A 25748-nucleotide genomic window follows, 5' to 3' on the forward strand; every position below is an offset into this window, starting at 1 on the left:
GCGTGCGCATACGGAAAGGGCTTGTCAAAGGCGCTAACCGGAAGGGTCCGGGCGGGCGGGGCGCGGGGCCGTCCCGACGGTGCCGAGCCGGCCGCCCCGGATGCCGTCCCGCTACATGAGCGGGGTGAGGAAGCGCCGCATCGCCTCTTCGTAGGTCCTCGGGTCCACGTTCCACATCGCACCGTGCGGGGCGTTCCGCACGGTGTGCAGGGTGACCAGGTCACGGCGGCGCTCTGCGAGGCGCCGTGAGGGACCCCAGGGGGCGACCGTGTCGTCGGGGCCGTGGAAGATCAGGGTCGGCACCCGCAGCAGGCCCGCTTCCGCGGCGTCCCGGACACCGTCGCCGTACAGACCGGTGCGGCCCTGGGCGGCGCGTACCGCCAGCGGCAGCAGGGCGCCGGGGGTGCGGCGGGCCGCGGCGAGGGCGCGCAGCGTGGCCTCCCAGCTGAGCACCGGCGAGTCGAGGACGAGCCCGGAGATCCGCTCGCGCAGCGGCGAGTGCGTGGCGGCGCGCAGCGCCATGGTGGCGCCGGTGGACCAGCCGTGCAGGACGACGCGCTCGGCCCCGTGGCGCACGGCGTAGCGGATGGCGGCGTCCACGTCCCGCCACTCGGTCTCGCCGAGGTGGTTCAGTCCGTCCGGGGGCCGGGGCGCACCGCGGTCGCCGCGGTAGGTGATGTCGAGGACCGGGAAGCGGAGCCGCCGGAGGAATCCCAGGACGTTCATGGGGTGTTCCCGGGTGGCACCGAGCCCGTGCACGGTGATCACCCACGTGTCCCGGATGCCCGAGAGGAACCAGGCCGGCATGGCTCCGAGTTCCCCGGGGACGTCGACGTCGGCGTGATCGAGACCGAGGGCGGTCCTCGGATCGCCGATGTGCAGGGTCGGGGTGAGCCAGGCCTTGTCGCCGGGTTCGAGCGTGCCGTGGGTGACCCGTTCCAGGCGGCGGACGACGCTGTCGGGCGAATGGGGCGCCGTCTCGAGCACGGGGCCCACGACCGCGTGCGAGTCGTGTCCGGAGAGGCCGTAGGTACCGGGGCGCCGGGAGGCCAGATCGCGGGTGAGCACGATCCGGCCGGCCGCCAGGGAGTGCACGGTGAGGCGGGGTTCGGTGGGCAGCGGGCGGCCCGGGGGCGCCTTGAGCGCGGCATCGCTGGCGAAGCGGCCCGCGACGACGCCTGCCGCGCCCGCTGCTATGGCTACGGTGACGGCTGCGGCCGCCGCTTTGACAGTGCGCACCCGTCCAGTCTCCCGGTGGAGCCCACGCCCGGCCAGTGGACCGGCTCCGCCCGTGTGGGCGAGGGGGCGCACGGCGGTCCGCACCCGCACTGCGAGCCGGGCCGGCTACGCGCGGCCCTGTCCGTACCCCCGCAACCGCTCCGCCACCTCGGACACCTGCTCGGGGGTGAGCAGCGCGGGCGACAGGCCCGGCACCGACGACGCCGTCAGCCACAGGCGGCACATCCACTCCAACTGGGCCGTACGGTCATAGGCCTGGGTCAGCGAGGACCCATGGGCGACCGTCCCGTGGTTCTGCAGCAGGCACGCGGTGCGGTCGGTCAGGGCGCGCAGCATGTTCTCGGCCAACTCCGCGGTGCCGTACGTGGCGTACGGGGCGACCCGGACAGCGCCGCCGAGCGCCGCGGCCATGTAGTGGACCAGGGGCAGTTCCGGTACCAGCGTGGAGACGGCCGTGGCGTGCACGGCATGCGTGTGGACGACGGCCCGCGCCGTGGTCGTGCGATAGACCGCCAGGTGCATCGGCAGCTCGCTGGTCGGCCGCAGTGTGCCGAGCACCTGCCGCCCGTCGGGATCGACCCCGACCGCGTCACCCGGCTCCAGCCGCTCGTACGGCACACCCGTGGGCGTCACCAGCACGAGGTCGCCGACCCGTACGGAGACATTGCCGGACGTGCCGACGACCAGGCCGTCGGCCACGGTCCGGCGTGCGGTGGCGACGAGTTCGTCCCACGCGCGCGCGACCTCGCCCGCCGCCTCGGGTGCGCCCCGCCCCCGTCCGTCCTGTCCGGCCTCTTCCGCGTCCCGTGCGCCGCCTCGCTGTTCAGCCATGCCGCGATCCTGCCAGGCGGGTGACCGGCCGACCGGTGACCGGCGCAGGCAGGGCGCAGGACACACCCCCGCCGCGGTCGATATATGGACATACCGCCCCCGCCCGCAAACAACCGGCTTGCATTCGACCGACTCCCGCCTCTCTCTTCGTGACCCTGGTTGATATGCCTGATTCATTGATATTTGAGAAGAAAAGTGGCGTACGCCCATAAGCCGCACCGCCGTCATACCCGCACTGCAGGCCGTGTGTTGAGCGTGACGTCGCTCACTCCCGAGAGGGGCGACCGCCGGGTGACCAAAGTCTCTCCGGCGGACCATGAGCCGGCCGCCGGGGTCCGCGACGGACCGGCGAGGACCCCGAGAGGGCATACGGAGCCCAGAATTCCGCCTTCGTTCGAAGACCTGACCGCCACCGGCCCGCCGCACACGGCGTCACATCAGGCCGTTTGATACACCCTCAAGACCTCCTCAGTTCACCTTCCGTTCATCCAGGTTTCCTACGTTCAACGCGCCACTGACCTCCCACAGAAGCCTGGGTAAATGGAACACATCACGCTCCTCCTCGGAATCGTGATCGTCACCGCTCTCGTGTTCGATTTCACGAACGGTTTCCACGACACAGCCAACGCGATGGCGACAACCATCTCGACCGGCGCCCTTAAGCCCAAGGCGGCGGTGGCGATGTCCGCCACGCTGAACCTCGTCGGCGCCTTCCTCTCCGTCGAGGTCGCCAAGACCATCTCCGGCGGCATCATCAACGAGCAGGGCATACGCGTCGAAGTGATCTTCGCGGCGCTGGTGGGGGCCATCCTGTGGAACCTGCTCACCTGGCTCCTCGGTCTGCCCTCCAGTTCCTCCCACGCCCTGTTCGGCGGTCTGATCGGCGCCGCCGTCTCCTCCGCCGGATGGTCCGCGGTGAACGGCTCGACGGTCGTCACCAAGGTCCTGCTCCCCGCCGTCGCCGCGCCGATCGTGGCGGGCCTGGCGGCCATGCTCGCGACGCGTCTGTCCTACGTCATCGGCAGCCGCACCGACGACAGGGCCACCGCGAAGGGCTACCGGGCCGGCTCCATCGCCTCGGCCGGACTGGTGTCCCTCGCCCACGGCACCAACGACGCCCAGAAGACGATGGGCATCATCACCCTGGCGCTGGTCACCGGTGGCGCCATCGCCCCCGGCTCCAACCCTCCCACCTGGGTCGTCGTCTCGGCCGGCCTGGCCATCGCCCTCGGCACCTATCTCGGCGGCTGGCGCATCATCCGCACCCTCGGCAAGGGGCTGACCGACCTCGCGCCGCAGCAGGGCTTCGCCGCCCAGACCAGCGCGGCGGCCGCGATCCTCGCGTCCTCGCACATCGGCTTCTCGCTCTCCACCACCCAGGTCTGCTCGGGCGCCGTCATGGGCGCCGGTCTCGGCCGCAAGGGCGGCGTGGTCCGCTGGTCCACCGCGACCCGGATGTTCGTCGCCTGGGGCCTCACGCTCCCGGCGGCCGGCCTCGTCGGTGCGGGCGCCGAATTCCTCACCAAGCAGGGCACTTGGGGCACGATCATCACCGGGGTGCTGCTTGTGTCGGGCGCCGGCGTCATCTGGACGCTGTCCCGGCGCCGGCCGGTCACGGTCGACAACGTCAACGACGTCGAGAGCGAGTCCGCGGGCGTCGTCACGACGGCGATCGCCGCGGTGATCCCCCCGCCGGCGGGCCCGGTCGTGACGGCCCCCGCCCCGGACCGGAACTCCGGCCCCACCGCCGAACCGACCAGCCACGCCACGGTTTAAGGAAGCGCGTTCATGAACATCGACTGGGCAGCCCTCGGCTCCGTCTTCGGCGTCAGCCTCGTGGTCACCGTGGCCCTGGTGGGCCTGTTCACCCTGGGCGTCGTGAGCCTGACGAAGAAGGAATCGGCCCGGGGCGGTACGGCCGCCCTGGCGGTCACCGGCGCGTACGCCTGTTTCGCGGCCTGCGCGGCGGCGGTCGGATACGGGATCTTTCTGATCGTCTCCTGACCCCTCCCACCTCATCCACCCGTTCGGGCCCGCACGGGTCGGACCCTCGCAGTGAACTTCACCGCGGGGGTCCGATTTTTTGTTGGGCATATGGCGGTTTGCTACGTTCTACACCGCATCGCGACCACGTCGAAAAGACAGGTGGCAGACAGCGAGCGGTCTGGCCGCCCTCCTCCAACTCACCTAGTCTATTGGGTGAGTTGCTGCTCGACGTCGGCCGCCCGACCTGACGAAGACGACGTGTGGCAGGGAGCGACATGGCCAGGGACATCGATCCGAGCCTGAACCGACGCAGGCTCCGCATCGAGTTGCGCAAGGCGCGCGAGGACGCCGGCCTCACACAGCGGGAGGCCGCCGACGCGCTGGAGTGGTCCCTGTCGAAGCTGATCCGGCTGGAGGCCGGGACGGTGAGCCTGAGTGTCACCGATCTGCGGGCCTTGCTCCAGCTCTACACCGTCACCGATCCCGCGCTGGTGGCCGAACTCGAGGAGGCCGCGCGCGGCTCCAAGGGGCCGTCCTGGTGGGCGGCGTACAGCGACATGGTGCGGCCGCAGTTCGCCCAGTACCTGGGGTACGAGAGCGCCGCGACCTCGATCCGCTTCTACCACCCGTCGGTCGTCTACTCGCTGCTGCAGATCGAGGACTACACCATGGCCCAGCTCGCACCGCGCGAGGCGGGCGAGCGCACCCGGCGCTCGGCGGAGCTGCGCGCCACCCGGCAGGAACGGATCTTCGACGGCGAGCACGGACCGGACGTGAGCATCGTCCTGGACGAGGCGGTCCTGCGGCGGGTGGTCGGTGGCCCGGGGGTGATGCGCCGGCAGCTGGAGCACCTCAAGACGATGTCCCGGCACCCCAGAGTCACCCTGCGCGTACTGCCGTTCAGGGCCGGCGCGCACTACAGCATGGGCGGCTCGTTCACGCTGCTCGGCTTCACGGACGGCGACGACCTGCTCTATCTGGAGGGCGCCACCGGCAGCGTGGCCAACCGCGACGACCTCGCTCTCACGGCCCGCTACCAGGAGTGCTTCGAGGACATCAGCAACAAGGCGTACGACGGCGACCGGCTCGTCGAGCTGATCGACGCGGTCAAGGAGAGTCTCGACAACGGCTGACACCCGGGACGGACGGCCCGGGCAGACAACGGGGAGGAAGACCGATGGCGGTCCTCGGGTTCCTTGAGTGGTGCAGGCAGTTGCGCGCGCTCCGCTTCGCGGCGGCGGGCGATCCGCCGCAGACCCCGCCGGAGCCCGCCCCCGCGGAGGACGCGGACACCCCGACCGCTGCGGCCGACTCCCGCGACCGGGACGAGGGTGCGGGGCCGGCGACCCGTCTGCTGCTGGGCACCGCGTTCGGCAGCGTCCTGCTGTTCGCCGTCGCCCTGTCGGCCCGGGTGGCGGCCGGCCTCGGTCAGGGGGTTCGGTCCCCCCTGACCATGTCCGTGCTGGGGGTGCTGGGGGCAGCGGTCGTCACCGCACTCGCGGCGGGCGTCGGCCGGGCCCTGCGCCGCCGCTCGGCGGCGGCACGCCTCCCCGGGATCAGCGGGATTCCGAACCCCGTGGACGAACCGTCGCCACGGCCCGGTCGAGAGCACGGAGACGCTCCGGGACCGGGGTGAGGCCCCACCACAGGCCCGCGCAGGACGCCGCGGCGATCGTCACCACCAGCCAGACGAGAGCCCGCGCCAAGGCCCCCGGGACGAGCAGTGAGGCGAGCGCACCGACGCCCACCGCGAACACTCCCGTGGTGAGGGAGAAGAGCGCCAGCGGGGCCGCCGCCGACAGCACGTTCCGTGGAGTGTGGGGGCCTCCCGCACGCGCCGATGCTTCCGTGGCCCTGTCCCCCATGTGGGTCCCTCCCGTCCTTCGGACGGACTGTCAGAAACCGTCCACCGCCGGGTCCTCGAGTCCAGCCAGCAAACCACACCAGGCGGTACGGCGAAAGACGAGCACCGGGCCGGTGCGCCGTTTCGAGTCACGCACCAGAATGCGCGCCCCCTCCACGGCGACCTCGACACAGTCGTTGTTGTCGTCACCCGAGTAACTGCTCTTGCGCCAGAACCGCGCAGCCCTGCCGATCACACCGGCCCTCCGTCCCACCCCGTCAGCGAAACCGGCCCGGCTTCCCCGGCGCAACGCCCCGGAGCGCCGAGCCACCACCGCTGCCGCAGGCAACAGAGGTCCGGCCGCGCCGGGTTCGTCTCCCCGCGACGAATCACCCGTTGCCGCTCGTCGGCGCTCTCCGCGTTCTTCGTGCCGTGTCCGCTTGTTCTGCCGTTCCCTAGTCTTCCCAGGTTCCCCGCCCGGAAAGAGCACAGAAGGCGCCGATTCGGGTGGCTGACGATATTTCAGCGGTGTGGGCCTCCGCACACCGCAGCTTCGCAGGTCAAGAGCAAGTTGACGGGTGTTCCGGGGCCGTGGTGGACTGCCGGGGCCAATACGGCGGCAGGAGAGGAAGCCGGTGCGAATCCGGCGCGGTCCCGCCACTGTCACCGGGGAGGAGACCCCGGGAGCCAGGAACTCTCGCCGCCGATCTCGTCGAACCAGGGCGTGGACACCCTGAGTGAGGACATATCGCCATGCGCGGCTGCCGTTCGAGGTTCAGCAATCGGATCCTGCCCTACCCCGCGGTCGGCTGAGCCGGTGGGTGCCGATCGCCACTTCGCGTACGGCGCCGCCGCCGGCCTCCTCGGTGACCACCTCTTCGGCGATCCGCGCCGCGGGCATCCGGTCGCCGTGTTCGGGCGGGCCGCCGGCGCCGTGGAACGGGTGCTGTGGCGGGACCACCGCGGGTGGGGCGCGCTGCACACCGCCCTGTGCGTCGGGGGCGCCGTCTCGCTCGCGGCCCTCGCCGCCGCGGCCGTACGCCGGTCTGCCGCCGCCTCCGTCGCCCTGACCGCCGCCACCACCTGGACGGTCGTCGGGGGGACCTCGCTCGCTCGCGAGGCCCGTGCCGTCGGGCGCGCCCTGGAAGCGGGTGACGTCGAGGCCGCCCGTGCCAGGCTGCCCCATCTGTGCGGGCGGGATCCGCAGGCGCTGGACGCCGACGGGATCGCCCGGGCCGTGGTCGAGTCCGTCGCCGAGAACACCTCGGACGCCGTGGTGGGCGCGCTGGTGTGGGGCGCGGTGGGCAACGTGCCCGGGCTCGTAGGCTTCCGGGCCGTCAACACGCTCGACGCCATGGTCGGCCACAGGTCGCCCCGCCATCTGCGCTACGGATGGGCCTCGGCCCGCCTCGACGATCTCGCGGGATGGCCGGGCGCACGCCTGACCGCCGCCCTCGCGGCGGTGTCGGGTCCGGATCCGCGGGGGGCCGTGCGCGCCTGGCGCGCGGACGCCACCCGGCACCCGAGCCCCAACGCCGGTCCCGTGGAGGCCTCGTTCGCGGGAGCCCTCGGGGTGCGGCTGGGCGGGACGCTGTCCTACGGGGGACGGGTCGAGCACCGGCCGGTGCTGAACGGTGCGGGACGCCCGGTCCGCACCGACGACGTCGAGCGGGCCGTACGGCTCTCCCGTCGTGTCTCCGTGCTCGCGCTCGGCGTCACCGTCGCCGGGCGGCTGCTCGGCCGAAGGCTTCTCGCGAAGGGACGTACGTCATGAACGGCGGACTGCTCGTCGCCGGTACCACCTCCGACGCCGGCAAGAGCGTGGTGACCGCCGGGATCTGCCGCTGGCTCGTACGCCAGGGCGTGAAGGTCGCGCCCTTCAAGGCGCAGAACATGTCGCTCAACTCCTTCGTCACCCGGGAAGGTGCCGAGATCGGGCGGGCACAGGCCATGCAGGCCCAGGCGTGCCGCATCGAACCGACCGCGCTGATGAACCCCGTCCTGCTCAAGCCGGGGGGCGAGCAGAGCAGTCAGGTCGTGCTGCTGGGCAAACCGGTCGGCGAACTGAGCGCGCGCGGGTACCACGGAGGGCGGCAACAGCGGCTCCTCGGCACCGTCCTCGACTGTCTCGCCGAGTTGCGGGGCACATATGACGCGGTGATCTGTGAGGGGGCCGGCAGTCCCGCCGAGATCAATCTGCGGCGGACCGACATCGTCAACATGGGGATCGCGCGGGGCGCGCGCCTGCCCGTGCTCGTCGTGGGCGACATCGATCGCGGCGGAGTGTTCGCCTCGTTCTTCGGCACGGTCGCCCTGCTCTCGCGTGAGGACCAGGAACTCGTCGCCGGCTTCCTGGTGAACAAGTTCCGCGGTGACGTCTCCCTGCTGGAGCCGGGGCTGGACATGCTGCACGGCCTCACCGGGCGCCGGACGTACGGGGTCCTGCCCTTCCGGCACGGACTCGGGATCGACGAGGAGGACGGGCTGCGGGTGTCCCTGCGGGGCGCCGTACGCGAGTCGGAGGTCTCGGCCCCCGTCGGGGCGGACGTGCTGCGCGTCGCCGTCTGCGCCGTCCCCCTCATGTCCAACTTCACCGATGTGGACGCCCTCGCCGCCGAACCCGGTGTCGTGGTCCGGTTCGTGGACCGGCCGGAGGAGCTGGCCGACGCGGATCTGGTGGTGGTCCCGGGCACGCGCGGCACCGTGCGGGCCCTCGACTGGCTGCGCGCACGCGGTCTCGCGGACGCGCTCGTCCGGAGGGCGGCCGAGGGACGCCCGACGCTCGGCATCTGCGGCGGCTTCCAGATTCTCGGCGAGCACATCGAGGACGAGGTGGAGAGCCGCCGGGGCCGCGTCGACGGACTCGGGGTCCTGCCCGTCAGGGTGCGGTTCGCCCGGGGGAAGACCCTGACGAGGCCCGTCGGACGGGCCCTCGGCGAGCCGGTGCAGGGCTATGAGATCCACCACGGGGTCGCCGAGGTGACCGGCGGAGAGCCCTTCCTGGACGGCTGCCGGGTCGGGGCGGTGTGGGGCACCCACTGGCACGGCTCCCTCGAGTCGGACGGTTTCCGACGGGCGTTCCTGCGCGAGGTGGCGGCCGCCGCGGGCCGCCGATTCGTGCCGGCCCCCGGCACGTCGTTCGCCGCGCTGCGCGAGGAGCAGCTCGACCGGCTCGGCGATCTGATCGAACAGCACGCGGACACGGACGCGCTCTGGCGGCTCATCGAGTCGGGCGCGCCGCAAGGACTGCCTTTCATTCCACCGGGAGCGCCCGCATGAGCACAGTGTTGTTGTTGTCGACCGCCGACACCGATCTCCTGGCGGCGCGTGCCTCCGGTGCGCCCTACCGGATCGGCAACCCGACCCGCGTGGACGTCGCGGAGGAGCTCGGATCGCTGATCGCGGGCGCGGACATCGCCGTCGTGCGGCTGCTGGGCGGAAAGCGCGCCTGGGAGGACGGGCTCGCCGCCCTCAAGGCCGCCGGCGTCCCGACCGTGCTGCTCGGCGGGGAGGCGGTGCCGGACGCGGAGTTGATGGCCGAATCGTCGGTGCCCGCGGGTGTCGTGGCGGAGGCCCTGCGCTACCTCGTCGAGGGCGGACCCGCCAACCTCACCGAGCTGGCGCGCTTCCTGTCCGACACCGTGCTGCTGACCGGCGAGGGGTTCGCGGAGCCGCAGAAGATGCCCGGGTACGGCCTCCACGGGGAACGGGAGTTCGTCGAGGGCCGCCCCACCGTGGGCGTGCTCTTCTACCGGGCCCATGAACTCAGCGGCAACACCGCCTTCGTGGACACCCTGTGCGACGCGATCGAGGAACGGGGCGCCAACGCCCTTCCGGTGTACTGCGGTTCCCTGCGCGGCGCCGACCCCGCGCTGTACGCGATGCTCTCGAAGGCCGACACGCTCGTCGCCACCGTCCTCGCCGCGGGCGGCACGCACGCCTCGCACGCGTCGGCGGGTGGGGAGGAGGAGTCGTGGGACATCGGCGCGCTCGCCGACCTGGACGTCCCGGTGCTGCAGGGTCTCTGCCTCACCTCGTCGCGGTCCGCGTGGGACGCGTCCGACGCGGCCCTGACCCCCATGGACGCGGCGATGCAGGTGGCCATCCCGGAGTTCGACGGCCGTCTCGTCACGGTCCCCTTCTCCTTCAAGGAGCAGGGCCCGGACGACGTCCCGGTGTACGTGGCCGACCCGGAGCGGTCCGCGCGCGTCGCCGGGATCGCCGTGCGCCATGCCCTGCTGAGGCACAAGCCGAACGCGGAGAAGCGGCTCGCGCTCGTCTTCACCGCCTACCCGACGAAGCACTCGAGGGTCGGCAACGCGGTCGGTCTAGACACCCCCGCTTCGGCCGTACGGGTCCTGGACGCGCTCCGGGACGCGGGATACGGGCTGACCGAGTACCCCGGGGGCGGCGACGAGCTCATCCACCGGCTCATCGAGGCCGGCGGCCACGACGTCGAGTGGCTGACCGAGGAGCAGTTGGCGTCCGCACCCGCGCGGGTGCCGCTCGCCGACTACCGGGCGTGGTTCGACGCGCTGGACCCGGAGCTCAGGGACGCGATGCTTAAGGCCTGGGGGGAGCCGCCGGGCGGTCTGTACGTCGACGGGGACGACGTCGTGCTCGCCTCGCTCCGCTTCGGCAACGTCGTCGTGATGATCCAGCCGCCGCGCGGCTTCGGCGAGAACCCCATCGCGATCTACCACGACCCCGACATGCCGCCCTCGCACCACTACATGGCGGCCTACCGCTGGCTGGAGAACACCTTCAGGGCCGACGCGATCGTGCACATGGGCAAGCACGGCACAATGGAGTGGCTGCCGGGCAAGGGGCTCGGACTGAGCCGGGGCTGCGCACCCGACGCCGTCCTCGGCGACCTCCCGCTGATCTACCCCTTCATCGTCAACGACCCCGGCGAGGGCACCCAGGCCAAACGGCGCGGGCACGCCACGGTCGTCGACCACCTCGTACCGCCGATGGCGCGCGCCGACACCTACGGCGACCTGGCGAAGCTGGAGCAGCTGCTCGACGAGTACGCGCTGGTCTCCGACCTGGACCCGGCCAAGGCACCTGCGGTGCGTGCGCAGATCTGGACCCTCGTCAAGGCCGCCGAGCTGCACCACGACCTGCACGTGGACGACCAGCCGGACGAGGACGCCTTCGACGCGTTCGTCATGCACATCGACGGCTATCTGTGCGAGATCAAGGACGTCCAGATCAGGGACGGTCTGCACATCCTGGGCGGTGGTCCGGTCGGCGAGCCGCGCGTGAACCTCGTACTCGCCGTCCTGCGCTCCGCGCAGGTGTGGGGCGGGCAGGCGAACGCGATCCCGGGGCTGAGGGCGTCGCTGGCCGAGCACTTCGGCCTGGTGGAGAAGGAGCTGCTCGCCGAACCGGGCGCGCCGTTGAAGGTGCCCGCGGAACTGACGGATCTGGTGGAGGGCCCCGCACGGAGCGCCGCCGACGCCGTCGACCTGCTGGAGCAGCTGTGCCGGCGGATGGCGGAGGGCATGGAGGAGCGTGCCTGGGCCGCGGCCGCCGTCCCCGCCCTGGTACGGGACGTCCTGGGTACCGAACTGCCCGCCGCCGTGGCCGTCCTGGAGTTCGCCTGCACGCAGGTCGTACCCCGGCTCGCCCGGACCACCGACGAGATCGGCCACATCCTCAAGGCGCTCGACGGCGGTTACGTCCCGGCGGGTCCCTCCGGTTCCCCGACCCGCGGGCTCGTCAACGTCCTGCCGACGGGCCGCAACTTCTACTCCGTCGACCCCAAGGCCATTCCCTCGCGGCTGAGTTGGGAGGTCGGGCAGTCGCTCGCCGACTCGCTGGTCGCACGGTATCTGAGTGACACCGGCGAGTACCCGAAGTCCGTCGGCCTGACCGTCTGGGGCACGTCCGCCATGCGCACCCAGGGCGACGACATCGCCGAGATCCTCGCGCTGCTGGGCTGCCGCCCGGTCTGGGACGACGCCTCCCGGCGCGTGACCGGCTTCGCGATCGTGCCCCTGGCCGAACTCGGCCGCCCGCGCATCGACGTCACGGTCCGCATCTCGGGCTTCTTCCGGGACGCGTTCCCGCATGTCGTCGGGCTCATCGACGACGCCGTGCGCGCCGTCGCCGAGCTGGACGAGCCGGCCCAGCAGAACTTCGTCCGCGCGCACGCCGACGAGGACACCGCCGAACACGGCGACCGGCGGCGCGCGACGGCCCGCATCTTCGGCTCCAAGCCGGGTGCGTACGGCGCCGGGCTGCTGCCGCTGATCGACGCCCGCAACTGGCGCAGCGACGCGGACCTCGCGGAGGTGTACGCGGTGTGGGGCGGCTACGCGTACGGGCGCGGGCTCGACGGGCGGGCGGCACGCGGGGACATGGAGACCGCCTTCCGGCGGATCGCCGTCGCCGCCAAGAACGTCGACACCCGCGAGCACGACCTCGTCGACGCCGACGACTACTTCCAGTACCACGGTGGAATGGTCGCCATGGTCCGGCACCTGACCGGCGACTCCCCCGAGGCGTACGTCGGCGACTCGGCCGTGCCCGACCAGGTCAAGACCCGCACGCTGGGCGAGGAGACCCACCGGGTCTTCCGCGCGCGTGTCGTCAACCCGCGCTGGATGGCGGCCATGCGGCGTCACGGCTACAAGGGCGCCTTCGAGATGGCGGCGACCGTGGACTACCTCTTCGGCTACGACGCCACGGCCGGTGTGGTCGACGACTGGATGTACGAGAAGCTCAGCGCCGAGTACGTCTTCGACGCCGAGAACCGGGACTTCATGAAGAAGTCCAACCCCTGGGCGCTGCGCGGCATCACCGAGCGGCTGCTGGAGGCCGCCGAGCGCGGCCTGTGGGCGGAGCCGGACGCGGACACGCTGGAGCGGCTGCGCGCCACCTATCTGGAGCTCGAAGGCGACTTGGAGGGCGACGAGAAGTGAGTACCCCCTTTCCGTTCACGGCGGTCGTCGGCCAGGACGACCTGCGCCTGGCGCTGCTGCTGAACGCCGTGTCCCCGGCGGTCGGCGGTGTGCTGGTGCGCGGCGAGAAGGGCACCGCCAAGTCCACGGCCGTACGCGCTCTCTCGGCGCTGCTTCCGGCGGTGGACGTGGTCCCCGGCTGCCGTTTCTCCTGCGCCCCCGCGGCGCCGGACCCGGGCTGCCCGGACGGTCCCCACGAGCCGGGGGCCGGCGCACGGCGGCCCGCCCGCATGGTGGAGCTTCCGGTCGGCGCCTCCGAGGACCGGCTCGTCGGCGCCCTCGACATCGAACGGGCGCTCGCCGAGGGCGTGAAGGCCTTCGAGCCGGGCCTGCTCGCCGAGGCGCACCGCGGGATCCTGTACGTCGACGAGGTCAACCTCCTCCACGACCACCTCGTCGATCTGCTGCTGGACGCGGCCGCGATGGGCGCCTCGTACGTCGAGCGCGAGGGTGTCTCCGTACGCCACGCGGCCCGCTTCCTGCTCGTCGGCACCATGAACCCCGAGGAGGGCGAGCTGCGGCCGCAGCTGCTCGACCGGTTCGGGCTGACCGTCGAGGTGTCCGCCTCGCGGGAGCCCGATCAGCGGGTGGAGGTCGTCCGGCGGCGGCTCGCCCACGACGACGACCCCGAGGCGTTCGCGACGCGCTGGGCCGAGGAGGAGGCGGCCGTGAGGACCCGGATCGTGGCCGCGCGCGAACTGCTGCCCTCCGTGCGGCTCGGGGACGGGGCGCTCCGGCAGATCGCCGCGACCTGCGCCGCGTTCGAGGTGGACGGCATGCGGGCCGATATCGTGATGGCCCGTACGGCCACCGCGCTGGCGGCCTGGGCCGGGCGCACCGACGTGCTCGCCGAGGACGTGCGGCAGGCCGCGCTGCTCGCCCTGCCGCACCGGCGGCGGCGCAACCCCTTCGACGCTCCGGGACTCGACGAGGACAAGCTCGACGAGACGCTGGAGGAGTTCGGCGGCCCGGACGACGACCCGGATCCGGATCCGGATCCCGGCGGGCCCGGCGGCGGTGGCGGTGACGGGCAGCCGTCTCCGGACGACGCCCCGCAGGGCGGTGACACGGCCGCACGGCCCGAGGCCGGGGAGAGCGGGCAGTCGGCGGCCTCCGGTGCCGGGGAGCAGAAGGCCGTTCGGGCCGCCCAGCCGTTCCGCACGAAGGTGCTGACGGTGCCCGGACTCGGCGACGGCGCGGCGGGGCGACGGTCCCGGGCGCGCACCGAGCACGGGCGGACCACCGGGGCCCGCCGGCCCCGGGGCGCGCTCACCAAGCTGCATCTGGCGGCGACCGTGCAGGCGGCGGCGCCGCACCAGCGGGCGCGCGGCCGGTCGGGCCGCGGACTGGTGGTGCGGCGGGACGATCTGCGGCAGGCGACGCGGGAGGGCCGCGAGGGCAACCTCGTCCTGTTCGTGGTCGATGCCTCCGGTTCGATGGCGGCGCGGCAGCGGATGGCCGCCGTCAAGGGCGCCGTGCTGTCGCTGCTGCTCGACGCCTATCAGCGCCGGGACAAGGTGGGGCTCGTGACCTTCCGGGGTTCGGCGGCCGAGGTCGCGCTGCCGCCGACGTCGTCGGTGGACGCCGCGGCGGCCCGGCTCGAGTCGCTGCCGACGGGCGGCAGGACGCCGCTGGCCGCCGGGCTGCTCAAGGCCCATGACGTGCTGCGGGTCGAACGGCTGCGGGATCCCGCGCGACGGGCCCTGGTCGTGGTGGTGACCGACGGGCGGGCCACGGGAGGTGCCGAACCGGTGGTGCTCGCGGGCCGGGCCGCGGGGCTGCTGGCCGCCGAGGGAGTCGCGTCCGTGGTCGTGGACTGCGAGTCGGGGCCCGTGCGGCTGGGACTCGCCGGGCGGCTCGCCGAGGAACTGGGCGCTGCGGCGGTGACGCTTGACGAGTTGCGCGCAGACAGCATCACCGGCCTCGTACGGAACGTGCAGGGGACGCAGAGGACCGCGAGGAGGGCCGCCTGATGCCGCAGGGACAGCCGAGCGTCGTGCCGGACGACGGACTGACGACCCGTCAGCGCCGCAACCGGCCCCTCGTCGTCGTGCACACGGGCGTGGGCAAGGGCAAGTCGACCGCCGCCTTCGGGCTCGCGCTGCGCGCCTGGAACCAGGGCTGGCCGATCGGGGTGTTCCAGTTCGTCAAGTCGGCCAAGTGGAAGGTCGGCGAGGAGAACGCGCTGCGGGTGCTCGGGGCCTCGGGCCAGGGCGGGACCGTCGACTGGCACAAGATGGGCGAGGGCTGGTCGTGGGTCCAGCGCGACCTCCAGGGCGACAACACGACGAACGAGGAGAAGGCCCGGGAGGGCTGGGAGCAGGTCAAGCGGGACCTGGCCGCCGAGACGTACCGGCTGTACGTGCTCGACGAGTTCGCCTACCCCCTGCACTGGGGCTGGGTCGACACCGACGAGGTCGTGGACGTCCTGCGCAACCGGCCGGGGACCCAGCATGTCGTGATCACCGGGCGGAACGCGCCCGCGAAGCTCGTCGATCTCGCCGACCTCGTGACCGACATGTCCAAGGTCAAGCACCCGATGGACGCGGGGCAGAAGGGCCAGAAGGGCATCGAGTGGTGACGTCCTCCCCGTCGTCCGTCCCCCGGCTGGTCATCGCCGCGCCCTCCTCGGGCAGCGGCAAGACCACCGTGGCCACGGGGTTGATGGCGGCCTTCGCCGGGCGGGGACTCACCGTGTCCCCGCACAAGGTGGGGCCGGACTACATCGACCCGGGGTACCACGCGCTCGCCACCGGGCGCCCGGGGCGGAACCTCGACGCCTATCTGTGCGGGCCGGAGCTGATCGCACCGCTGTTCCTGCACGGGACGCGCGGCTGCGACCTCGCCGTCGTCGAGGGCGTCATGGGGATGTTCGACGGGGCCGCGGGCGAGGGCGAACTGGCGTCCACCGCGCACGTGGCGAAGCTGCTGCGGGCCCCCGTGGTGCTCGTGGTCGACGCCTCGTCGCAGTCGAGGTCGGTGGCCGCGCTGGTGCACGGTTTCGCCTCCTGGGATCCGCAGGTACGCCTCGGGGGCGTCATCCTGAACAAGGTCGCCTCGGACCGGCACGAGGAGTTGCTGCGCGAGGCGCTGGACTCGGCCGGGACGCCGGTGCTGGGCGTGCTGCGCCGGGTGGCACAGATGGACACGCCGTCGCGCCACCTCGGGCTGGTACCGGTCGCCGAGCGGCGGACGGAGGCGGTGGAGGCCGTCGCCGCCATGGCCGCACAGGTGCACGCGGGGTGCGATCTCGAAGCGTTGCTGGGGCTGGCGCGGAGCGCGGCGGCGCTGCCCGGCCCGGCCTGGGAGCCACCCGTCACCGGCGCCCGCGAACGCCCGGTGGTCGCCGTGGCCGGCGGCCCGGCCTTCACCTTCTCCTACGCGGAGCACACCGAACTGCTCACCGCCGCCGGGGCCGAGGTCGTCACCTTCGACCCCCTGCGCCAGGAACGGCTCCCCGACGGAACGGGAGGACTGGTGATCGGGGGCGGGTTCCCGGAGGTGTACGCGCCGGAGCTGTCCGCCAACGAACCCCTCCGCGAAGCCGTCGCCGCTCTCGCACGGGACGGCGCGCCGGTCGCGGCCGAGTGCGCCGGACTGCTGTACCTGTGCCGCGAACTGGACGGACGGCCGATGTGCGGGGTGCTCCAGGCGGACGCCCGGATGAGCGAGCGGCTCACCCTCGGCTACCGGGACGCCGTGGCCCTCGGCGACAGCGTCCTCGCGGCGGCCGGGACCCGGATGCGCGGGCACGAGTTCCACCGCACCGTCGTGGAGCCCGGCGCGGGGACGGCTCCCGCCTGGGGGGTACGTGCTCCGCGGCGGCGCGTCGAAGGTTTCGTTCAACAGGGTGTGCACGCGAGTTACCTGCACACGCACTGGGCCGCCGAGCCCGGTGCGGCCCGTCGGTTCGTGGAGAGGTGCCGGACGTCATGAGCAGCAGGCTGATCGGAGTCGGGGTGGGCCCCGGCGACCCCGAACTGGTGACCGTCAAGGGCGTCAACGCGCTGCGCGCCGCCGACGTCGTCGTCGTACCGGTGATGGACACCCTGGAGCGCGGGCGCGCGGAGGCGACCGTGCTGCACTACGTGCCCGAGGAGAAGGTCGTCCGGGTGGTGTTCGCGCTGAACGAGCGCAGCGACCACGCACGGCGCGAGGCGGCCTGGGACGCCGCCGGGGAGCGTGTCGCCGGGCTGCTGGAGCGGCACGGTGCCGTCGCCTTCGCCACCATCGGCGATCCCAACGTGTACTCGACGTTCACCTACCTGGCGCAGACCGTCCAGGACCTCGTGCCCGGGACGGTCGTCGAGACGGTGCCCGGCATCACCGCCATGCAGGACCTCGCCGCCCGGTCGGGCGCTGTCCTGACCGAGGGCACCGAACCGCTCACGCTGGTTCCCGTGACCGCGGGCTCCGCCGTGCTCAAGGACGCGCTCGGCGGGCCCGGGACGGTCGTCGCCTACAAGTTCGGCCGGCAGGCGCAGGAGGTCGCCCGGGCGCTGCGGGAGACCGGGCGCCTGGACGACGCGGTGTGGGGATCCGCACTCGGCCTGCCCGGGGAGTCCATCCGGCCGGCCGCCGACCTCGAGGACGGTCCGCTCCCTTATCTGTCCACCCTCATCGCTCCCGCCCGGCGCGACGGCACCCGCGGCGGCAAGCTGTGACCAGCGGCAGGTCAGCCCGCGAGGCCCACCACCAGCCAGATGAAGCCGGCACCCGCGACCGTGCACAGCAGGGTCGAACGGGCGGGGTGGACGTGGTGCGCCTCGGGGAGGATCTCGGCGGCGGCCAGGTAGAGCAGCGCTCCGCCGAACAGGCCGAGATAGCCGCCGAGCAGCGGCTCCGGGATCGTGAAGGCCAGGGTCGAGGCCGCTCCCACGACCGGCGCGACCGCGTCCGCAAGCAGCATCGTGACCGCCTTGCGGCGGGCGTTCCCGTACAGGCTCGTGATCGTGTACGTGTTGAAGCCGTCCGCGAAGTCGTGCGCGACGACGGCCAGGGCGACCGCGGCACCCATGCCGCCGCCCACCTGGAACGCGGCACCGATCGCGACGCCGTCCATGGCGCTGTGCCCGACCATCGCGGCGGCCGCCGTCAGACCCACCTCGGGCGCACGGTGGTTGTGCTCGTCCGCCCCGTGCGCGGCACGACGGGCGGCCAGCAGCCGCTCCACCAGGTGGGCCAGCAGGAAACCGGCCACGAACAGCAGCAGCGCGGCCGGTACGCCGAACACCTCGCCGCCCGCCGCGTGCAGTGCCTCCGGCAGCAGGTCCAGACCCACCACCCCGAGCATCAGTCCACCGGCCAGGCCGAGGACCAGATGACGGCGGTCGGTCACGCGCAGTGCCGTCCAGCCGCCCGCCAGCGTCATCAGGAACGCGCCGAGCGCGACGAAGACCGCCATTTGACCTTGCTATCCAATCGATCCCGGTGTGCACAGGACCGGCGGCCCTGCGCGCACCGGTGTTTCGCACTGCTCGAACTTTCGTAGGAGAGGAAACATTCCCATGGCCGATGCCACCACCGGCAAGGTGACCTTCGTCGGGGCCGGCCCGGGCGCCGCCGACCTGCTCACGTTCCGCGCCGCGCGCGCCATCGCCGAGGCCGACGTGGTGATCTGGGCCGCCAGCCTGGTGCAGGCGGAGGTCCTGGAACACGCGCGTGAGGGCGCCGAGATCCTGGACTCGGCGACCATGTCCCTGGAGGACGTCGTCGCCGTCTACCGGCGCGCCCTCGAGGAGGGCCTGCGTGTCGCCCGTATCCACTCCGGCGACCCGGCCCTGTGGGGCGGGACACAGGAGCAGCTGGACCGGTGTGCCGAACTCGGCATCGGGACGGAGGTCGTTCCGGGTGTCTCCTCCTTCTCCGCGGTCGCCGCGCTCGCCCGGCGGGAGCTGACGATCCCCGAGGTGGCGCAGTCCGTCGTCCTCACCCGGCTCGGCGGCGGCAAGACGCCGATGCCGCCCGGTGAGGAGGTGCGCGAGTTCGCCCGGCACGGCACCACCATGGCGATCTTCCTGTCGGCGGCCCGCAGCGGGCAGCTCGTCCGTGAGCTGCTGGAGGGCGGCTATCCGACCGCCACCCCCGTCATCGTGGCCCATCAGGCGACCTGGCCCGAGGAGCTCGTCGTGCAGTGCACCGTCGGGACGCTGGAGGAGACGGTCAAGGAGCACAAGCTGTGGAAGCACACGCTGTTCCTGGTCGGGCCGGCGCTCGCCGCACACGGCACGCGCTCGCACCTCTACCACCCCGGACACTTCCACGGCTACCGCAAGGCCGACCCCGAGGCCCGCAAGGCCCTGCGTGCACGGGGCGCGAGCACATGATCACGGTGGTCGGTACGGGCACGGGAGCACCCCTCGACGACGACGTGACGGCCGGTGCCGACCTCGTGGTGGGCGCACGGCGGCATCTTCAGGCCGCACGGCTGCCGCAAGAGGCGGAGCGCGTCGTGCTGGGGGCGCTGTCCCCCGCGCTCGACACGGTCGAACGGTACGTCGACAAGGGGCGCCGGGTCGTGGTCCTCGCCTCCGGGGACCCCGGCTTCTTCGGGATCGTCCGGGCGCTGGCCGAACGGTTCGGTCCCGGGCTGCTCGACGTACGGCCGGGTGTGTCCTCCGTGGCGACCGCCTTCGCCCGGCTCGGACTGCCGTGGGACGACGCGGTGGTGGTCAGCGCGCACGGGCGTGAGCCGCGCACGGCGGTGAACGTGTGCCGGGCGCACCCCAAGGTCGCCGTCCTCACCGGCCCCGGTGCCGGTCCCGCCGAGCTCGGCGCGGCGCTCGCCGAGGGCTGCGCGGAGCGTGTGCTGGTGGTGGCGAGCGCGCTCGGCGACCCGGCGCGCGAGCGTGTGGAACGGGTGACGCCGCACGAGGCGGCGGCACGCGACTGGGGCACGGCGGTGAGCGTGGTGCTGTCTGTCGACCCCTCGCGGGTGCCGGGTCCTGCGCGCACGGTCGCCGGGCCGCGGTCCGGCCCGCTCGAGTGGGCCCTGGACGAGGACGCGTTCGAGCACCGGGACTCGATGATCACCAAGTTCGAGGTGCGTGCCCTGGCGCTGGCCCGGCTGGCGCCGCGCCTGGGCGACCTGGTCTGGGACGTCGGTGCCGGGTCCGGGTCGGTCGCCGTCGAGTGCGCCCGGCTGGGCGCCGCCGTCACCGCCGTGGAGCGGGCCGCCGACGGGGTGGAGCGGATCCGGGCCAACGCGGCGGCGCACCGTGTGGACGTCCATGTGGTGCACGGGACGGCACCGGCCGCGCTCGACGGTCTCGCGGACCCCGACGCGGTGTTCGTCGGCGGCGGCGGACGCGAGCTGCCCGCGATCGTGACCGCGTGCGCCGCGCGGGCCCGGCGGACCGTGGTGATCGCCATGGCCGTCCTGGACCGCGTACCGGCGGCGCGCGAGGCGCTCGTCGCGGCCGGGTTCTCCTGCGACGGAGTGCTGCTGCAGTCGTCGCGGCTCGCCCCGCTGCCGGGGGACGTGAGCCGGCTCGCGGCCACCAACCCTGTTTTCCTGCTGTGGGGCACACGTCCCGCGGCGCACAGCGAAGGAGTTGCTCAGTGATCGGCCTCATTTCCGCCACCGCGGCGGGGGCGGTGGCACGGGACCGGCTCGCCGCGGCGTGGCCGGATCGCACGAGGGTGTACGAGGGGCCCGTCGGGGAGGCCGTACGGGCCGCCTTCGCGGAGTGCGAGCAGCTCGTCTGCTTCCTGGCGACAGGGGCCGTCGTGCGGCTGCTCGCCCCCCTGCTCGGGGACAAGGCCTTCGACCCGGGGGTGGTGTGCGTCGACGAGGGCGGGCGGTTCGCGGTGTCCCTCGTCGGCGGGCACGCGGGCGGCGCCAATGAACTCGCCCGTGAGGTGGGCGAGTCGCTGGGGGCGGTCCCGGTGGTGACGACGGCGACGGACTCCGTGGGGCTGCCGGGCCTCGACACGCTGGGGTTCCCGGTGGAGGGCGATGTCGCCGGGGTCTCGCGGGCGCTGCTGGACGGCGAACCGGTCGCCCTGGAGACGGAGGTGAGCTGGCCGCTGCCCCCGCTGCGGGTCGCCGCCGAGGGCGCGTACACGATCCGCGTCACCGATGCGGCCCTCGAGCCGGCCGAGCGGGAGGCCGTGCTGCGGCCGCCGACCCTCGTGGTCGGCGTCGGCGCCTCCAAGGGCTCCCCCGTCGGGGAGATCCTCGAGCTGATCGAGGGTGCGCTGCGGGAGGCCGGGCTCAGCGCAAGATCGCTCGCCGAACTGGCCACCGTCGACGCCAAGGCGGACGAACCGGGCATCGTCGAGGCGGCACGGCGGCTCGGGGTGCCCTTGGTGACCTACTCTGCCGCAGTGCTCGCCGAGGTGGACGTGCCCAACCCCTCGGACGCACCGCTGGCCGCCATCGGCACGCCCTCGGTGGCGGAGGCGGCGGCCCTCGTGCGGGGCGGCGAACTGCTCGTGCCCAAGCGGAAGTCGGCCGCCCGTCCCGCGACGGCGACCTGTGCCGTCGTCCGCCGTCCCGGGCGCGGCCGACTGGCCGTCGTAGGCCTCGGACCGGGCGCCCGGGACCTGCTGACTCCGCGCGCGAAGCAGGAGTTGCGGCGCGCGTCGGTCGTCGTCGGCCTCGACCAGTACGTCGACCAGATCCGCGATCTGCTGCGCCCCGGCACCCGGATCCTGGAGTCGGGCCTCGGCGCCGAGGAGGAACGTGCGCGCACGGCGGTCGCCGAGGCCCGAAAGGGGCATGCCGTCGCGCTGATCGGCAGCGGCGACGCCGGTGTGTACGCGATGGCGTCGCCCGCGCTGGCCGAGGCGTCCGACGACATCGACGTGGCCGGGGTCCCGGGCGTGACGGCCGCCCTGGCGGCGGGCGCGATCCTCGGCGCCCCGCTGGGCCACGACCATGTGTCGATCAGCCTCTCCGACCTGCACACCCCCTGGGAGGTCATCGAGCGCCGGGTACGGGCGGCCGCCGAGTCCGACCTCGTCGTCACCTTCTACAACCCGCGCAGCCGGGGCCGCGACTGGCAGCTGCCGAAGGCGCTGGCGATCCTCGGCGCCCACCGGGCACCGTCGACGCCGGTCGGTGTCGTACGGAACGCGTCACGACCGGACGAGTCCAGCCGTCTGACGACACTGGCCTGCCTCGACCCGGCGACGGTCGACATGATGACGGTCGTGACCGTGGGCAACACGGCGACCCGTGAGATCGCGGGGCGCATGGTGACGCCGCGTGGCTACCGCTGGCAGGACGACAGGCAGGAGGACGCCCAGTGAACCGAGTGGTCCACCCGATCGAGCAGGAGTCCTTCCGGCGGCTGCGCGCCCGGCTCGACACCTCGCACTACCCGCCGCTGACCCGGGCCGTGGTGGAGCGCGTCATCCACTCCGCGGCCGACCTCGGCTACGCGGACGACCTCGTGACGGACGAGGGCGACCTGGTGGCGGCGCACACCGCGCTGCACGGCGGCGCGCCGGTGGTCGTGGACGTCGAGATGGTCGCGGCCGGGATCACCCGCAGGACGACGGTCTGCCGGCTCAAGGACGCGAGGTCCGGCCCCGGGCTGACGCGTTCGGCGCATGCGATCCGGCTCGCGTACGAGGACGTCGGCCCCGGAGCGCTCTGGGTGATCGGCTGCGCTCCGACCGCCCTGGAGGAGCTGCTGAAGCTGGACGCCTCGCCCGCGCTCGTGATCGGTCTGCCCGTCGGCTTCGTGGGCGCCGCCGAATCCAAGGCCGCGCTGCGCGAGAGCGGACTGCCGGCCGTGAGCAACGTGTCCGAGAAGGGCGGTTCCGCGGTCGCCGCCGCGGCGCTCAACGCCCTGCTGTACCACCCCACTTCGAAGGAGACCCTGTGACCACCCCGCCGCCCGCCCTGCTCATCGCCGGCCATGGCACCCGGGACGAGGCCGGAGCCGAGGCGTTCCGCGCCTTCGTACGGGAGCTGGAGCGCCGTCGCCCCGATCTCCCCGTCGCGGGCGGCTTCATCGAACTGTCGGCGCCGCCGCTGGGCGAGGCGGTGAGCGGGTTGGTGGAACGCGGCGTCCGCCGTTTCGCCGCGGTACCGCTGATGCTGGTGTCCGCCGGGCACGCGAAGGGGGACATCCCGGCGGCCCTGGCCCGGGAGAAGGAGCGGCACCCGGGGATCTCCTACGCCTACGGCCGCCCGCTGGGCCCCCATCCGGCACTGCTGGACGTCCTGGAGCGGCGCCTCGACGAAGCGCTCGGGGGCACGGCCCGCAGGCCCGCCGACCGGTCCGATGTGACCGTGCTGCTGGTCGGGCGCGGCTCGACGGACCCGGACGCCAACGCCGAGGTGCACAAGGCCGCGCGTCTGCTGTGGGAAGGGCGCGGTTACGCCGGGGTCGAGACGGCGTTCGTGTCGCTGGCGGCGCCGGACGTGCCGAGCGGCCTTGACCGGTGCGCGAAGCTGGGCGCGAGGCGGATCGTCGTCCTGCCCTACTTCCTCTTCACGGGCGTGCTGCCCGACCGGGTGCGCCGTCAGGCCGAGGGCTGGGCGGAGGCGCATCCGGAGACCGAGGTGCGCACGGCGGACGTCATCGGGCCCGAGCCCGAGCTGCTCGACCTGGTGCTGGAGCGGTACGAGGAGGCCGTCAAGGGTGATCTGCGGATGAACTGCGACTCCTGCGTGTACCGGATCGCGCTGCCCGGCTTCGAGGACAAGGTGGGCCTGCCGCAGCAGCCGCACTTCCACCCGGACGACGACGGCCACCACGGGCACGGCCACCACCACGGCGGACACGCACACTCCCATGCGCACTGAACACGACGGTGGGCAGCACGACCTGCGGCACCACGGGGACGCCGAGGTCCGTGACGGCGGCGCCGCACTGACGGACCTGGCGGTGAACGTCCGCGCGGACACGCCCCCGGCATGGCTGCGCGATGTCATCGCCGGGTCCCTGGAGGGGCTCGCGGCCTATCCCGACGGGCGGGCCGCCCGTGCGGCCGTGGCGGAACGGCACGGTCTGCCGACCGGACGCGTGCTGCTCACGGCGGGCGCCGCCGAGGCCTTCGTCCTGCTCGCACGGGCCCTGAGGGCACGTCACCCGGTGGTCGTGCACCCGCAGTTCACCGAGCCCGAGGCGGCGCTCAGGGACGCCGGGCACGTGGTGGACCGGGTGCTGCTGCGGCAGCGGGACGGCTTCCGCCTCGACCCCGCGCTGGTTCCCGAGGACGCGGACCTGGTGGTGATCGGGAACCCCACGAACCCGACCTCGGTGCTGCACCCGGCTGCCCGGATCACCGAACTCGCCCGCCCCGGACGGACCTTGGTGGTCGACGAGGCGTTCATGGACGCGGTTCCGGGGGAACGGGAGGCGCTGGCGGGCCGGACGGACGTGCCCGGGCTGGTGGTCCTGCGCAGCCTGACCAAGACCTGGGGCCTGGCGGGCCTGCGCATAGGCTACGTCCTGGCAGACCCGGGGACGATCGCCGAGCTGGAGCGGGCGCAGCCCCTGTGGCCGGTGTCCACACCCGCGCTGGTGGCCGCCGAGGCCTGTGTGGCGCCCCGGGCACTCGCGGAGGCCGCGCACGCGGCCCATCGGGTCGCCTCCGACCGGGCCCATCTGGTGGCGGGACTGCGGGAGTTCGGACCCGACGGGCTGTACGTCGCCGAGCCCGCGGACGGGCCGTTCGTCCTGGTCCGCCTGGAGCAGGCCCCGGCCGTGCGCCGCCATCTGCGCGACCTCGGCTTCGCGGTGCGACGTGGGGACACCTTCCCGGGACTGGGCAGGGAATGGCTCCGGCTCGCGGTCCGGGACAGAGTGACCGTGAACCGCTTTCTGCAGGCTCTGGACCGGGCGGTGACGCTGGCGGCGGGGTGAGCGATCACCGTCCCGCCGGCATCACCGCCCGGCCCTGCTCAGGCGGCAGGCTTCAGCCGCGGCGGCGGCGTGCCACCCCCAGCACACCCGCGCCCGCCACCAGCAGTACGACCGCTCCGCCCACGACATAGGGCGTGGCAGAACTGCCGCCGGTCTCCGCCAGGTCGGCCTTCGCGGGCGCCGCCTGCGGTTTCACGTCCCCGGCCGGTTCCGTCGCGGGCGCGGCCGTCTCCTCCGGTGCGTCGGACGCGGGGGCCTGCGACGCCGGGGCGGCGGGGGTCTCGCACGTCGCTCCTCCCAGGATCACGGTGCCCTTCACCTCCGCCACGTTCAGGTTGAGCGGGTTCACGGACACCGTGAGCACCAGCGCCGACGCCGCCGCCGTCCGGGACGTCGTCCGGGTCGGCGACACCTCCAGCCGCACCTCGCCGACTCCCGGCGCCTTCACCTTCGTCGGTCCGGCCGCCGACACCGTGACCTTCCGCCCGAGCACGGTCACCGCGCCCAGCACATTGGCCGTGGCGACAGGCCTCTTCCCCACCTCGCACACCGCCTTGGACGTGACGCCGTCGACCTCGATCAGGGAGAGCATCGGCAGCCCGGGCACATGGACCCGCGCACGGGTGAGGTTCGTGGACGCCTCCGCGCCCGACTCGGACACCGTCGCCCGCGCCGTGGCGGCGTCCGCCCGCACCACGTCGAAGGGGCGCCCGCCGGCGACTCCCTTCAGACGGGCCGACAGCGCGGTCTGCTCGGCGCTCCGCGGCGCCTGCACCTCGTTGAGGGAGACCGCGAGCGGGACGTTCACGGTCTTCTTGAGCAGGGACACGTCCAGTCCGGTCCGCAGCACGACAGCGCTCGCGCGCCCTTGGTCCTCGGTCGCGCCGGCGGACCCGGCGCCCGCCAGCGCGGCGGGACCGGCGGCCAGTGCGGTGGCCACCGCGACGGTGGCCAGTCGGCGTGCGGGCATACGGAAGGTGGTGCCGTTCATGGTGGTGGGACCCCCCAGAGGAGACAAGCTCGGGACCCGGAAAGAATTTCGTACCGGGAGTGAGC

Annotated in this window: 22 protein-coding genes and 1 riboswitch; of the genes, 17 read left to right on the forward strand and 5 right to left on the reverse strand. The window is 73.2% G+C overall.

Going from position 1 to position 25748, the window contains the following annotated elements; all coding sequences use genetic code 11:
- Positions 1-111 precede the first annotated feature (111 nt).
- A complete protein-coding gene (locus tag ADL25_RS17645; RefSeq protein WP_059128705.1) occupies positions 112-1239 on the reverse strand; it encodes an alpha/beta hydrolase family protein in 1128 nt (375 codons plus the stop codon).
- Positions 1240-1344: 105 nt separating this feature from the next.
- Entirely contained in the window at positions 1345-2070 is a 726-nt protein-coding gene (locus ADL25_RS17650; protein WP_059128706.1) for a class II aldolase/adducin family protein, read from the reverse strand.
- A 540-nt stretch (positions 2071-2610) separates the two neighbouring features.
- Between ADL25_RS17650 and ADL25_RS17655 the strand changes: the two genes are divergently transcribed.
- From ADL25_RS17655 to ADL25_RS17670, 4 genes are all read left to right on the forward strand, one after another.
- Positions 2611-3846 carry an inorganic phosphate transporter gene (locus tag ADL25_RS17655; protein ID WP_059128707.1) on the forward strand — a complete coding sequence of 412 codons (1236 nt, stop codon included), beginning with the start codon at positions 2611-2613 and terminating at the stop codon, positions 3844-3846.
- 12 nt (positions 3847-3858) lie between these two features.
- Positions 3859-4074, forward strand: a complete 216-nt coding sequence (locus ADL25_RS17660) for a hypothetical protein (protein WP_059128708.1) — start codon at positions 3859-3861, stop codon at positions 4072-4074.
- Positions 4075-4331: 257 nt separating this feature from the next.
- Positions 4332-5189, forward strand: a complete 858-nt coding sequence (locus ADL25_RS17665; RefSeq protein ID WP_059128709.1) for a helix-turn-helix domain-containing protein — start codon at positions 4332-4334, stop codon at positions 5187-5189.
- A 44-nt stretch (positions 5190-5233) separates the two neighbouring features.
- The gene (locus ADL25_RS17670) at positions 5234-5692 is read left to right on the forward strand and encodes a hypothetical protein (protein WP_059128710.1); all 459 of its coding nucleotides are present in this window, start codon (positions 5234-5236) and stop codon (positions 5690-5692) included.
- Positions 5693-5951: 259 nt separating this feature from the next.
- Here ADL25_RS17670 and ADL25_RS17675 read toward each other — a convergent pair whose 3' ends face one another.
- Positions 5952-6155, reverse strand: a complete 204-nt coding sequence (locus ADL25_RS17675) for a DUF397 domain-containing protein (protein ID WP_059128711.1) — start codon at positions 6153-6155, stop codon at positions 5952-5954.
- 368 nt (positions 6156-6523) lie between these two features.
- A riboswitch (cobalamin riboswitch) is annotated at positions 6524-6596 on the forward strand.
- A gap of 120 nt (positions 6597-6716) precedes the next feature.
- Here ADL25_RS17675 and ADL25_RS17680 point away from each other — a divergent pair.
- Genes ADL25_RS17680 through cobI form a run of 7 tightly spaced genes read left to right on the forward strand, consistent with a single transcriptional unit; the run spans position 6717 to position 17531 of the window.
- The gene (locus ADL25_RS17680; protein ID WP_059128712.1) at positions 6717-7673 is read left to right on the forward strand and encodes a cobalamin biosynthesis protein; all 957 of its coding nucleotides are present in this window, start codon (positions 6717-6719) and stop codon (positions 7671-7673) included.
- On the forward strand, positions 7670-9178 hold the full coding sequence (locus ADL25_RS17685; RefSeq protein WP_059128713.1) for a cobyric acid synthase: 1509 nt from the start codon (positions 7670-7672) through the stop codon (positions 9176-9178). Before ADL25_RS17680 ends, ADL25_RS17685 begins: the two co-directional genes overlap by 4 nt.
- Positions 9175-12828, forward strand: a complete 3654-nt coding sequence (cobN, locus tag ADL25_RS17690; RefSeq protein ID WP_059128714.1) for a cobaltochelatase subunit CobN — start codon at positions 9175-9177, stop codon at positions 12826-12828. The genes ADL25_RS17685 and cobN overlap by 4 nt, the downstream gene beginning before the upstream one ends.
- Positions 12825-14840 (forward strand): putative cobaltochelatase, encoded by a 2016-nt coding sequence (locus ADL25_RS17695; protein ID WP_059128715.1) that lies wholly within the window; start codon positions 12825-12827, stop codon positions 14838-14840. The genes cobN and ADL25_RS17695 overlap by 4 nt, the downstream gene beginning before the upstream one ends.
- Positions 14840-15448, forward strand: coding sequence for a cob(I)yrinic acid a,c-diamide adenosyltransferase (gene cobO, locus ADL25_RS17700; protein WP_059128716.1), 609 nt, complete (start codon positions 14840-14842; stop codon positions 15446-15448). Before ADL25_RS17695 ends, cobO begins: the two co-directional genes overlap by 1 nt.
- Positions 15442-16803, forward strand: a complete 1362-nt coding sequence (locus tag ADL25_RS17705; protein WP_059128717.1) for a cobyrinate a,c-diamide synthase — start codon at positions 15442-15444, stop codon at positions 16801-16803. Before cobO ends, ADL25_RS17705 begins: the two co-directional genes overlap by 7 nt.
- On the forward strand, positions 16800-17531 hold the full coding sequence (gene cobI / locus ADL25_RS17710) for a precorrin-2 C(20)-methyltransferase (protein ID WP_107116639.1): 732 nt from the start codon (positions 16800-16802) through the stop codon (positions 17529-17531). The genes ADL25_RS17705 and cobI overlap by 4 nt, the downstream gene beginning before the upstream one ends.
- Positions 17532-17542: 11 nt before the next feature.
- On the opposite strand, the gene ADL25_RS17715 is transcribed toward cobI, so the two are convergent.
- A complete protein-coding gene (locus ADL25_RS17715) occupies positions 17543-18271 on the reverse strand; it encodes a ZIP family metal transporter (protein ID WP_059128719.1) in 729 nt (242 codons plus the stop codon).
- A 103-nt stretch (positions 18272-18374) separates the two neighbouring features.
- Between ADL25_RS17715 and cobM the strand changes: the two genes are divergently transcribed.
- The 6 genes from cobM to cobC are packed head-to-tail and all read left to right on the forward strand — an operon-like array spanning position 18375 to position 24692.
- Entirely contained in the window at positions 18375-19193 is an 819-nt protein-coding gene (cobM, locus tag ADL25_RS17720) for a precorrin-4 C(11)-methyltransferase (protein ID WP_059128720.1), read from the forward strand.
- Positions 19190-20431 (forward strand): bifunctional cobalt-precorrin-7 (C(5))-methyltransferase/cobalt-precorrin-6B (C(15))-methyltransferase, encoded by a 1242-nt coding sequence (locus ADL25_RS17725; protein ID WP_059128721.1) that lies wholly within the window; start codon positions 19190-19192, stop codon positions 20429-20431. Before cobM ends, ADL25_RS17725 begins: the two co-directional genes overlap by 4 nt.
- On the forward strand, positions 20428-22122 hold the full coding sequence (gene cobJ, locus ADL25_RS17730) for a precorrin-3B C(17)-methyltransferase (protein ID WP_059128722.1): 1695 nt from the start codon (positions 20428-20430) through the stop codon (positions 22120-22122). The genes ADL25_RS17725 and cobJ overlap by 4 nt, the downstream gene beginning before the upstream one ends.
- Positions 22119-22703, forward strand: a complete 585-nt coding sequence (locus ADL25_RS17735) for a precorrin-8X methylmutase (RefSeq protein ID WP_059128723.1) — start codon at positions 22119-22121, stop codon at positions 22701-22703. The genes cobJ and ADL25_RS17735 overlap by 4 nt, the downstream gene beginning before the upstream one ends.
- Complete coding sequence (locus tag ADL25_RS17740) at positions 22700-23629, forward strand: sirohydrochlorin chelatase (protein ID WP_059128724.1); 930 nt, start codon at positions 22700-22702, stop codon at positions 23627-23629. Before ADL25_RS17735 ends, ADL25_RS17740 begins: the two co-directional genes overlap by 4 nt.
- The gene (cobC, locus tag ADL25_RS17745; RefSeq protein ID WP_059128725.1) at positions 23619-24692 is read left to right on the forward strand and encodes an Rv2231c family pyridoxal phosphate-dependent protein CobC; all 1074 of its coding nucleotides are present in this window, start codon (positions 23619-23621) and stop codon (positions 24690-24692) included. Before ADL25_RS17740 ends, cobC begins: the two co-directional genes overlap by 11 nt.
- Positions 24693-24744: 52 nt before the next feature.
- Here cobC and ADL25_RS17750 read toward each other — a convergent pair whose 3' ends face one another.
- Positions 24745-25683, reverse strand: a complete 939-nt coding sequence (locus ADL25_RS17750; protein ID WP_059128726.1) for an SCO1860 family LAETG-anchored protein — start codon at positions 25681-25683, stop codon at positions 24745-24747.
- Positions 25684-25748 lie beyond the last annotated feature (65 nt).

This window comes from Streptomyces sp. NRRL F-5122 (genome assembly GCF_001507435.1).
Classification (GTDB): Bacteria; Actinomycetota; Actinomycetes; order Streptomycetales; family Streptomycetaceae; genus Streptomyces; species Streptomyces lannensis.

Excerpts from the sequence above, each read along its gene's own strand:
- ADL25_RS17655 (WP_059128707.1), top strand. The coding sequence starts at position 2,611 with ATGGAACACATCACGCTCCTCCTCGGAATCGTGATCGTCACCGCTCTC.
- ADL25_RS17750 (WP_059128726.1), bottom strand. The coding sequence starts at position 25,683 with ATGAACGGCACCACCTTCCGTATGCCCGCACGCCGACTGGCCACCGTC.
- cobM (WP_059128720.1), top strand. The coding sequence starts at position 18,375 with ATGGCCGATGCCACCACCGGCAAGGTGACCTTCGTCGGGGCCGGCCCG.
- cobN (WP_059128714.1), top strand. The coding sequence starts at position 9,175 with ATGAGCACAGTGTTGTTGTTGTCGACCGCCGACACCGATCTCCTGGCG.
- ADL25_RS17725 (WP_059128721.1), top strand. The coding sequence starts at position 19,190 with ATGATCACGGTGGTCGGTACGGGCACGGGAGCACCCCTCGACGACGAC.
- ADL25_RS17670 (WP_059128710.1), top strand. The coding sequence starts at position 5,234 with ATGGCGGTCCTCGGGTTCCTTGAGTGGTGCAGGCAGTTGCGCGCGCTC.
- ADL25_RS17665 (WP_059128709.1), top strand. The coding sequence starts at position 4,332 with ATGGCCAGGGACATCGATCCGAGCCTGAACCGACGCAGGCTCCGCATC.
- ADL25_RS17650 (WP_059128706.1), bottom strand. The coding sequence starts at position 2,070 with ATGGCTGAACAGCGAGGCGGCGCACGGGACGCGGAAGAGGCCGGACAG.
- cobC (WP_059128725.1), top strand. The coding sequence starts at position 23,619 with ATGCGCACTGAACACGACGGTGGGCAGCACGACCTGCGGCACCACGGG.
- cobO (WP_059128716.1), top strand. The coding sequence starts at position 14,840 with ATGCCGCAGGGACAGCCGAGCGTCGTGCCGGACGACGGACTGACGACC.
- ADL25_RS17660 (WP_059128708.1), top strand. The coding sequence starts at position 3,859 with ATGAACATCGACTGGGCAGCCCTCGGCTCCGTCTTCGGCGTCAGCCTC.
- ADL25_RS17715 (WP_059128719.1), bottom strand. The coding sequence starts at position 18,271 with ATGGCGGTCTTCGTCGCGCTCGGCGCGTTCCTGATGACGCTGGCGGGC.
- cobI (WP_107116639.1), top strand. The coding sequence starts at position 16,800 with ATGAGCAGCAGGCTGATCGGAGTCGGGGTGGGCCCCGGCGACCCCGAA.
- ADL25_RS17685 (WP_059128713.1), top strand. The coding sequence starts at position 7,670 with ATGAACGGCGGACTGCTCGTCGCCGGTACCACCTCCGACGCCGGCAAG.